Origin of the sequence: Mesorhizobium sp. M7A.F.Ca.CA.002.09.1.1, from assembly GCF_003998555.1 — a bacterium.
GTDB classification, from domain to species: domain Bacteria; phylum Pseudomonadota; class Alphaproteobacteria; order Rhizobiales; family Rhizobiaceae; genus Mesorhizobium; species Mesorhizobium ciceri.
On sequence record NZ_RZRR01000091.1, the window covers coordinates 1 to 10,094 of the forward strand.

8 protein-coding genes and 1 pseudogene are annotated in these 10,094 nt (G+C 62.7%); 8 read left to right on the plus strand and 1 reads right to left on the minus strand.

Annotated elements, in window-relative coordinates:
• From EN994_RS06545 to EN994_RS06580, 8 genes are all read left to right on the plus strand, one after another.
• The coding region (locus tag EN994_RS06545) for an L-aspartate oxidase (protein WP_127307447.1) at positions 1-1,317 on the plus strand (1,317 nt) is incomplete at its 5' end.
• A 1-nt stretch (position 1,318) separates the two neighbouring features.
• Positions 1,319-2,200: a carboxylating nicotinate-nucleotide diphosphorylase gene (nadC, locus tag EN994_RS06550; RefSeq protein ID WP_063169252.1), complete on the plus strand. Its 882-nt coding sequence runs from the start codon at positions 1,319-1,321 to the stop codon at positions 2,198-2,200.
• 174 nt (positions 2,201-2,374) lie between these two features.
• Positions 2,375-3,343: a biotin synthase BioB gene (gene bioB / locus EN994_RS06555; protein WP_245465992.1), complete on the plus strand. Its 969-nt coding sequence runs from the start codon at positions 2,375-2,377 to the stop codon at positions 3,341-3,343.
• Complete coding sequence (locus tag EN994_RS06560; protein WP_024505572.1) at positions 3,340-4,479, plus strand: 8-amino-7-oxononanoate synthase; 1,140 nt, start codon at positions 3,340-3,342, stop codon at positions 4,477-4,479. Before bioB ends, EN994_RS06560 begins: the two co-directional genes overlap by 4 nt.
• Positions 4,476-5,111, plus strand: a complete 636-nt coding sequence (gene bioD / locus EN994_RS06565; RefSeq protein WP_063169254.1) for a dethiobiotin synthase — start codon at positions 4,476-4,478, stop codon at positions 5,109-5,111. The genes EN994_RS06560 and bioD overlap by 4 nt, the downstream gene beginning before the upstream one ends.
• Entirely contained in the window at positions 5,111-6,376 is a 1,266-nt protein-coding gene (locus EN994_RS06570; RefSeq protein ID WP_127307449.1) for an adenosylmethionine--8-amino-7-oxononanoate transaminase, read from the plus strand. Before bioD ends, EN994_RS06570 begins: the two co-directional genes overlap by 1 nt.
• On the plus strand, positions 6,373-7,356 hold the full coding sequence (locus EN994_RS06575; protein WP_063169256.1) for a beta-ketoacyl-ACP synthase III: 984 nt from the start codon (positions 6,373-6,375) through the stop codon (positions 7,354-7,356). The genes EN994_RS06570 and EN994_RS06575 overlap by 4 nt, the downstream gene beginning before the upstream one ends.
• 173 nt (positions 7,357-7,529) lie before the next feature.
• On the plus strand, positions 7,530-9,173 hold the full coding sequence (locus EN994_RS06580) for an MFS transporter (RefSeq protein WP_063169257.1): 1,644 nt from the start codon (positions 7,530-7,532) through the stop codon (positions 9,171-9,173).
• Positions 9,174-9,407: 234 nt separating this feature from the next.
• Here EN994_RS06580 and EN994_RS06585 read toward each other — a convergent pair.
• Positions 9,408-10,094: pseudogene (locus tag EN994_RS06585) on the minus strand (coproporphyrinogen III oxidase); the annotation flags it as partial.

A 10,094-nucleotide genomic window follows, 5' to 3' on the forward strand; every position in this document is an offset into this window, starting at 1 on the left:
GACGGACTCTGCGATGAGGCCACGGTGCGGCGAGTGGTACGAGCTGCACCCGAAGCGATTAGGACGATCCAAAGGTTCGGCGTCGACTTCGACCAGCACCCTGACCGCGCGTTGCGACTTGGGCTCGAGGCGGCACACTCGCGACGGCGGATTGTGCATGCAGCCGGCGACGCCACCGGTCGCGAGTTGGTGCGCGCGCTCGTCGCCGCGGTTCGGCGTACAGCCTCGATCACCATTATCGAAAATGTGGAGGTCCGCCGGCTGGTCGTGCAGGACGGGTCGGTCATCGCCGTGGTCGCAGCAGGACGAGCCGGCGCGCTCGCTCTGCCCACGCGTCGCGCGGTGCTGGCGACCGGCGGCGTCGGCGGGCTGTTTTGCGACACGACAAACCCCGCTGGCTCATGGGGTCACGGGCTGGCGCTCGCCGCATGGGCGGGGGCGGAACTCGCCGACTTGGAATTCATACAGTTCCATCCAACTGCGCTCGACGGTCCGCGCCGGCCGATGCCGCTGGTGAGCGAAGCCGTGCGTGGCGAAGGCGCGGTGCTCATCGATGAGCGAGGAGAGCGCTTCCTCGCCGACACACCTGGCGGTGAACTTGCGCCTCGCGACGTCGTAGCGCGCGCCATTTGGCACCAGCTTGCCGTTGGACGCCGCGTATTCCTGGACGCACGGCAAAGTCTCGGCCCGAGATTTGGCAAGCGTTTTCCAGGCATCGCCGAATTGTGCCGGAGCGCAGGAATCGACCCAGCGACCGACCTGATCCCGGTGCGCCCGGCGGCACATTATCACATGGGCGGCGTCGCCGTAGACAGCGCCGGCCGCAGCTCCATCGAGGGATTGTGGGCCTGCGGTGAGGTGGCCTGTACCGGCCTGCACGGCGCCAACCGCCTGGCCAGCAACTCGCTCACCGAAGCGGCGGTCACCGCGAGCTGGGTTGCCGAAAGCGTTGCCGGCACGTCGTATACCCGGCGACCGCGCAGATGCTCCACATTCGTCCCTCCACGACCAGACGCTTCCGTGGTCCGCCCGATTGTCTCCGCCGCCCTGGGTATCATCCGCGACGGCGAGGCAATGCGCGAAGCGGTGGCGACCCTGCTGCCGATCGCAGCCAATAGTGTCGCTGCCTCTGGTCCGGCTTTGGTCTCACTGATGATCGCCGCGGCGGCCCTGAGGCGGGAAGAGAGTCGAGGCGCGCACTGTCGGTCCGATTTCCCGCTCCACGATGCCAACGTGCGCCCATCACGGCTGACACTGCACAGCGCAATGCGGGCCGCGGCCGCACTCGATTGCCGGGCTACCATACGGAGCACTTGATATGACTTCATTCTCCCCCCTCCCCGCGACCCTGATCGAACCGATTGTGCGCGTTGCGCTCCTCGAAGACCTGGGCAGATCCGGCGACCTGACCACCGATGCGGTTATCCCGTATGATTGCACTGCCACGTTGGTGCTCAAAGCGAGGCAGGCGGGCGTCGTTGCCGGGCTCGATCTGGTCTCGTATGCCTTCCTTCTCGTGGAACCGGCGATCAACATCCAGATCTGGCGCCCTGATGGCAGCGAGGTTGGGGCCGGGGAAACCATTGCAAGATTGTCCGGACCCGCACGAGGCCTGCTCACGGCCGAACGCACGGCCCTCAATTTCTTATGCCGGCTGAGCGGCATTGCCACTGCCACAGCGGCCATGGTTGAGGCCGTGCGCGGTCACAAGGCGAGGATTGTATCGACGCGAAAGACGACGCCCGGGCTGCGGGCATTGGAGAAATACGCCGTGCGCGTCGGCGGCGGTGCCAATCACCGGTTCGGCCTCGATGACGGCGTGCTCATAAAGGACAACCACATCGCGATCGCCGGCGATATGCGCACAGCAATAGAGCGGGCGCGCGCCGCAGCAGGGCATATGGTGAAGGTCGAGGTCGAGGTCGACACGCTGAAGCAGCTCGATGCAGCGCTCGCGATTGGTGTTGACGCGGTGCTGCTCGACAATATGTCGGTCGAGGATCTTGCCCGCGCGGTTTCTATAGTGGATGGCCGTACGATCACCGAGGCGTCCGGTCGGGTGATGCCGAAAACGGCGGCGGCGATTGCGGCGACCGGTGTCGATCTCATCTCCATGGGTTGGCTGACGCACAGCGCCCCGATCCTCGACATCGGCCTGGACATGCCGGACCACCAGAACATCTGCAAGCACTTGAACTGAGGATTACGGCGTGAGGAGCAACATCAGCTCGGCAGGCGTAGGAGGTGCTGGAAAGACGTGCCGCAGCTCGCCTTTAGCGAGTGCGCCCCAAAGCCAAGAAGGCGTACCGGACTAGCAAACAAAGGTTTGACGATGACGATTGGAATGAACTCGGAGTTCGACGTGAACCAGACCATGCAATCGGTCGACGGAACGCCTCCGCGATGGAACCGCAAAGAGGCCGAGGCCATCTACGGCATGCCATTCAACGATCTGCTGTTCCTGGCTCAGACGATCCACCGCCAGAACTTCGATCGAAACCGAGTGCAGCTGTCGCGGCTCCTTAGCATCAAGACCGGCGGGTGCCCCGAAGATTGCGGCTATTGTAGCCCGTCTTCGCATTTCGAAACCGGTGTGAAGGCGTCGAAGCTGGTGGACGTCAAGCATGTCATCGACGAAGCGGCCAAGGCGCGTGATGGCGGCGCAACGCGCTATTGCATGGGCGCGGCGTGGCGAAGTCCCAAGGAGCGCGACATGGACGTTGTGGTCGCCATGATTGAGGGCGTCAAGGCCCTCGGCATGGAGACCTGCATGACGCTCGGCATGCTCGATCTTGAGCAAGCTGCTCGCCTGAAGCAGGCCGGTCTCGACTACTATAACCACAACATCGATACCTCTGAGCGCTACTATGGCGAGGTTATTTCAACCAGGACTTTTGCCGACCGGCTGAAAACGCTTGGGCACGTGCGCGCGGTTGGGATGAAAGTCTGCTGCGGCGGCATTGTCGGGATGGGAGAAGAAAAGACCGATCGCATCGACATGCTGGTCACGCTCGCGAACCTGCCCGAGCCGCCGGAAAGCGTGCCGATCAACATGCTTATTCCCATCGAAGGCACGCCGCTTGCCGCGGCCGACGCCATCGATCCGATCGATTTCGTCCGCATCGTTGCGCTCGCGCGGGTGATGATGCCGAAATCCTATGTAAGGCTGTCCGCCGGCAGGACGGCGATGAGCGACGAAACGCAGGCGCTGTGCTTCTTTGCCGGCGCCAATTCGATCTTTGTCGGCGACACGCTGCTGACGGCGGGAAATCCCGGCGAGGACAAGGATACCCTTCTGTTCCGGCGCCTCGGCATTGAGCCTATGGAACTCGCCACGCAATGAAGGAGGCAATTCTTGCCCGCTATGACGCAACCTTGCGGGGACTGGGGCGCAAGGACCGGTTGCGGACGCTCGCACCGCGCGCCGGGCTCGACTTCTCGTCGAACGACTATATCGGACTTGCCGCCTCCAAAAGACTGGGCGATGCGGTTTCGACGGCGATTGCGCGGGGCACGCCAGTGGGCGCCACCGGATCGCGGCTGTTGCGCGGCAATGCACCGGAACATGAGCAACTGGAGGCGGACGCAGCGGCATTTTTCGGAGCCGAGCGTGCACTGTTCTTCGGCAGCGGCTATATCGCCAACTTCGCTCTGCTGACGGCCCTGCCGCAGAAAGGCGACCTGCTGGTCCTCGACGAGCTCGCTCATGCCAGCATGCATGAGGGTGCCCAGGCCGGGCGCGCTGAGTTCAAGCTGGCCGCGCACAACGACGTCGACGCTGTCGAGGACGCAATCACCCGCTGGCGCGCCGAAGGCGGCATGGGGCGGGTGTGGATCGCCTTCGAAAGCCTTTACAGCATGGATGGCGACCGTGCGCCGATGGAGAGCCTGGTCGCGCTGGCTGATCGGTACCAGGCATTCATCGTCGTCGATGAAGCGCATGCCACCGGCGTCTGGGGACCGGACGGCCGGGGACTGGCCGCCGCGTATGAAGGCCGCGACAACATCGTCACGCTCCACACATGCGGCAAGGCGCTTGGCGCATCCGGCGCGCTCGTTACCGGACCGCGAACACTGTGCGACTATCTTATCAACCGGTGCCGGCCATTCATCTATGCGACCGCACCATCGCCGCTGATGGCAGTCGCGGCACGTGAGGCGCTGACTATTCTGTCTGACGAGCCTATGCGTCGTGCTCAGTTGCACGAGCGTGTCGCTTTCGCGAGCCGGCAATTGGCCGAACGCTGCGGCGTGATGCCCAGCGGCTCGCAGATCCAGCCGCTTGTGATCGGCGATAACAGCCGCACCATGGCGGTGGCGGCAGGACTGCAGGCACGCGGCTTCGACATACGCGGCATTCGCCCGCCGACAGTGCCTGAGGGTACGTCGCGCCTGCGCATTTCGCTGACTCTCAACGTCGACGAAGCCGACATTTCCGCCATGGTCGAGGCTCTCGTCGGAGTGTTGGCCACAGCATGACCAAACGCATCGTCGTCACCGGAACAGACACTGGAATTGGCAAGACAGTGTTTTCGGCCGGACTTGCCGGGCTGCTCGACGGCTTCTACTGGAAGCCGGTGCAATCGGGCCTCAACGAGGAGACCGACAGCGAGGTCGTCGCCCGGCTTTCCGGCTTGCCCGACGGACGCGTGCTGCCCGAAGTCTATCGACTGACGATGCCGCTGTCGCCGCATCGATCAGCCGAAATCGACGGCGTCGCGATCGAGGCCGACGATCTTTCATTTCCGGTCCTGCCGACACCGCTCGTCATCGAAGGCGCCGGCGGGCTGATGGTGCCGCTCAATCGACAGACAAGGTTCATTGACATATTCGAACAATGGCGGCTGCCGGTCATACTGTGCGCCCGCACCGCGCTTGGCACCATCAATCATACGCTGTTGTCGATCGAGGCCCTGAGAGCCCGCTCCATCCCGCTCATCGGCATTGCCTTCATTGGCGAAGAGGTGGCCGATACACAAAGGACAATCGTGGAATTCGGCGGCGTGCCGCAGCTGGGCAGGCTGCCGCACCTCGGTCCGCTGACGGGTGAAACGTTGAGAGATGCAATGATTTCCGGCTTCGACCTGGCCATGATTGCCGGAGGCGACTGATGGCGGAGTCTCGAGTCTGGCATCCGTTCACGCAGCACGCGCTAGAGCCCTCGCTCCCTGAAATCGTGCTGACTGAAGGCGCCTATCTCCACAAGGCCGACGGCTTCCGCATCCTCGATGCGATTTCTTCCTGGTGGGTCGTCACCCATGGCCATCGCCACCCCCGCATCATGAAGGCCATCGAGACGACCGCCTCGAGCCTCGACCAGATCATCTTCGCGGGCTTCACCCACGAGCCGGCCGAACGGCTGGCCGAGGCGCTTGTAGGCATCGCACCCGCCGGCCTCCACCGGGCGTTCTATTCCGACAGTGGCTCGACCTCAGTCGAAGTCGCGCTGAAGATGGCGCTCGGCTATTTCCGTAACATCGGCGCGTCGCGTTCGCGCATCGCCGTCATGGAGCACAGCTATCATGGCGACACCATCGGCACGATGAGCGTCGGCGCCCGTGGCGTCTTCAACGCCGCCTATGAGCCTTTGCTGTTCGAGGTCGACACCATCCCCTTCCCGGCCGCCGGGCGCGAGCAGGAAACGCTGGATCGGTTCGAGGCCGTTAGCCGCGACCGGCGCGCAGCCGCGCTGATCGTCGAGCCGCTGGTGCTTGGCGCCGGCGGCATGCTGATGTATCCGGCCTGGGTTCTTGCCGAATTGAAGAGGATCGCCGAAGCCTCCGGCACGCTCGTGATCGCCGATGAAGTGATGACCGGCTGGGGGCGCACCGGAACCATGTTTGCCTGCGAACAGGCGTCCGTCTCGCCCGACATCTTGTGCACCTCGAAAGGTCTGACCGGTGGTACCATCCCGCTGGCCGCCACGATCGCCACCGATGCCATCTTCCACGCTCACTTTTCGGAGGATCGCAAGAAGACGTTTTTCCATTCGAGCTCCTACACCGCCAATCCGATCGCCTGCGCGGCAGCACTTGCCAATGTCGAGATCTGGCGTGACGAGCCGGTGGCCGAGCGGATCGCGGTCTTGAGCGCGAGGCAGGCCGCGGGGCTGCAACGCTTCCGGGACAATCCATATTTCACCGACTGCCGGACAACCGGCACCATCGCGGCACTCGACCTACGCACCGGCTCAGCCGGTTATCTGGCCGAGATCGGGCCAAAACTGCGCGCTTTTTTCCTTGAGCGCGGCCTGTTGGTGCGCCCGCTCGGCAATGTCCTCTATCTTCTGCCGCCCTATTGCATCACCAGCGACGAATTGGACGGGCTCTATGACGCGATAGAGGAGGCCGGCGAACGCTTCGGCTCGCGGCCATGAACCTATCGTCGCGCGTTCTCGGCTTCGGCCATCATGCGCCGACGCGCAAGGTCGAGAACCCGGAAATCGAAGACCGGCTCGGGCTTGAGCCCGGCTGGATCGAGCGGCGCACCGGAATTCGCTCGCGCTTCTGGGCAACAGACGAAGACACGCTGTCGGGCCTTGCCGCCTCTGCCGGCGACATGGCGCTGACCAATGCCGGTATCGACCGCGGCGACGTCGGTCTACTCTTGCTCGCCACGTCGACGCCCGATCACCTTCTGCCGCCAAGCGCGCCGCTGGTCGCACATCGGCTGGGGCTAGGCCGCGCCGGAGCGATCGACCTGACCGGCGCCTGCGCCGGCTTCATCTATGCGCTGATGTTCGCCGACGGGTTCACCCGCCTGCACGGCAAAGCGAGCCTTGTCATCGCCGCCAACATCCTCAGCCACCGCATCAATTTGGCCGAGCGCGCCAGCGCCGTGCTGTTTGCCGATGCCGCCGGCGCCATGGTGATCAGTCCTTGCGATGACCCGGATCGAGGCATTCTCGGCGCTTCGGTGGATTCCGACGGCTCGCGCTACGGGCTAATCCAGATTCCCGCCGGGGGAAGCAACACTCCGTTCCATGCCGACCTCGACCTCGCGCAGACACGGATGACGATCACTGACGGCCGTGAAGTATTCAGCAAGGCCGTGGAGATGATGACCGCCTGCTCGAGAGATGCGCTCACTGCTGCCCGACTGAGGCCGCAAGACCTCGATCGTTTCGTGCCGCATCAGGCCAATGCGCGCATTTTCGACGCGGTCGGCAGGAACCTCGGCATCGCTGATCACTCGATCGTCAAGACGATCGCCGAATATGGCAACTCTTCCGCCGCGACGATCCCGCTCTCATTGTCGCTGGCCCATCGGGCGCAGCCGTTTCGGCCTGGCGAGAAAGTCCTCTTGGCGGCAGCGGGTGCGGGTCTCAGCGGCGGCGCGCTTGTGGTGGGAATTTAGCAAAGCAATGCTTGCGCACAGGACTGCTCATGAATGAGACTATGAGAATGGCTCAATACGCAAATAGTCGCCGGCAAGCTCCATAGAGCTGGGGTCCGTGCGGTGCTCCGCGATGTCTAAGTATCGACCCGCTTGCTCAAATCGCAGCGCTCATCGAAGGCCAGCAATACCTCATGCAGAGCGAAAATCCCCAACCGCCCGTTTCAAAGACGCTCGCCCCATTTCGAAACAAGGTGTTTCGCTCAATTTGGGCGGCCACCCAGATTTCCAGCCTCGGTTGGCTAGTGCAAACGGTCGCCATCAGTTGGCTTATGGCAACGATTTCAGCGTCCGACCTCATGGTGGCACTCGTCCAGGCCGCATCCACATTGCCGGTGTTCTTCCTCTCAGTTTTCGCCGGAGCCATTGCCGACAACTTCAGCCGCCGGTGGGTGATGTTTGCGGGACACTGCCTGATAGCATCGGCGTCGACGACGCTGATGATTTCTGTGGGTCTGGGATTTGTCAGTCCTTGGCTGATTCTCGGGTTAGGTTTCCTGGCCGGCTGCGGCTTTGCCTTGAATGATCCGGCTTGGCACGCTTCGGTCGGCGATATCCTTCACAAACGCGACATTCCGGCCGCAGTGACGCTTATGTCCGTCGGATACAACATTGTGCGCAGCGTTGGTCCAGCCTTGGGGGGCGTGATCCTGGCCGTCTTTGGGCCGCTGGCCGCTTTCGCCTTGGCTGCGGTGAGTGATCTGGCGCCCATAAGCGCGATATGGCGCACCAAATGGGAGGTCCGCTCTTCGCCTCTCCCTCGTGAGAGAATGACGACGGCAATTCATGACGGAGTGCGCTTTACGGCGATGTCTTTGGAGATCAGGGCAGCGACCGCCCGAGCCGCTCTTTTCGGGTTGGCAAGCATCTCCATTCTGGCGTTGCTCCCCCTCGTCGTCCGGGATCAGTTGAAGAGTGGGCCAATTGTCTACGGTATCTTATTGGCCGGCTTCGGCATGGGTGCTTTCATCGCGGGTATGGGCAACGGCTTCTTGAGGAAGGTCACGTCTCAAAACAGGCTGGTGGCCTTCGCCTCTGTGGCTTGTGCAGTCTGTTGCCTCTCCCTTGCCCTTACATCGTCGCTTCCTGTGGCGGCCATTTCGCTGGCGCTCGGCGGAGCGGGTTGGCTTATCACCTGGACGGGCATTGACGTGTCGGTGCAGTTGGCAAGCCCAAGGTGGGTTGTAGGCCGCACGCTCTCCATTTACTACGCCTTGAGCGCAGGCGGTATGGCTGCTGGCAGCTGGATCTGGGGTTCTGTCGCGCAAAACTATTCCTTGACCTCAGCATTGGAGGGCGCCGCAGGCGCTCTGTTGCTGGTTGCAGCAGCGGGGATCGTGTTGCCGGTCCGTCCCTGGGAAGAAACCGATCAAGAAAGTTCAGTTTTTCATCCGCCGGACGTGGCTCTCGATCTGAAACCCAGAAGTGGCCCTATCGTGGCCAAGGTCGAGTATTTGATATCGGAGGAAAATATCGAGGCCTTTCTGGGCTCCATGCGCACGCGGCGACACGTCCAGAGCCGTGCCGGTGCACGAAACTGGACGCTCCAGCGAAATCTGCAAACACCGTCACTTTGGACGGAGACATTCCGCACCCCCACCTGGATGGACTTTCTCCGCCTAAATCATCGACTCACCGCAGCAGATAAGGAAGTCGCCCAGCATCTCCTGTCACTGCATGAAGGAGAGGTGCCTCCGCAGACAGTGCTTTCGATTGAACGGACGACCGAGGCAATTCGTACCCGTACCTCGACAATCTTTTCTCGTCCTCCAAGATGACGCCATCAAGCTGCTGTCCAGGGACAGGGTGGATCACCGGTGCTTTGCAGAGCACAGCCTCACACCGAGAGCAGCGTGCTCCGGGTTGTGCGCTTTCGCGCGCACCCAGGCGAGATGATGGTGAACGCGGCGTCAAGTGGAAGTCCCCTGCATACGCTTGCGGAGTCTTCTGCGAGAGCCCATGCCGACGAGCGCCAAACAAGGTCTGATGCCTTTCGGCGTCGTGGCCTCAACTCATCGATTCGCGAGAAAAGCATCGAATGCAGCAGCAACGGCGCGAACAACAAAGCGGTGCTCCGGCCGCACGCGGATGAAGCCGTTTTCGACGTCCAGGATCCCCTCCTCAGCCAGCGTCACCAAACTCTCAACTGAATCGAGAAAACGAGCTGGTTCGATTTCGTGGGCGGCACAGATGGTCGGCACGTCGGCCTCCAAATCGCACATCAGTCGCTCGATGATCGCTGCGCGCACCCGGTCATCGTCGGTCAGACGGTGACCCTTTGATGTCGCCAGACGTCCACTTGCGATGTGCCGGGCGTAAGAATCCCGTGTTACTTCGTTCTGAACATACCCCTCGCGGACTCGGCCAATAGCCGACGCGCCGAAGCCGATCACGTTTTGCAAGTATCGGCCGAGTATCCCAGCGAATTACGCCGTAGGCGCCCGGTCTTCTGGCGCTAGCGCAAGTTCGTCGTCCGGCGGAGCGAAATGATCGAGCCCGATCTCCCGGTAGCCAGCGCCAACCAGTGTCTCGGCGACAGTTGCAGCCTGTTCGGCGCGAAGATCGCCGTCCGGTAGACCTGCCTGCTCGATTAGGCGCTGATTCTTTATCACGGAAGGAATATGCGCGTATCCGAACACCGCAAGCCGGTTGGGGCGCATGGCGACCGCAGCCATCGCGGTCTGGATGCAGGACTGCAC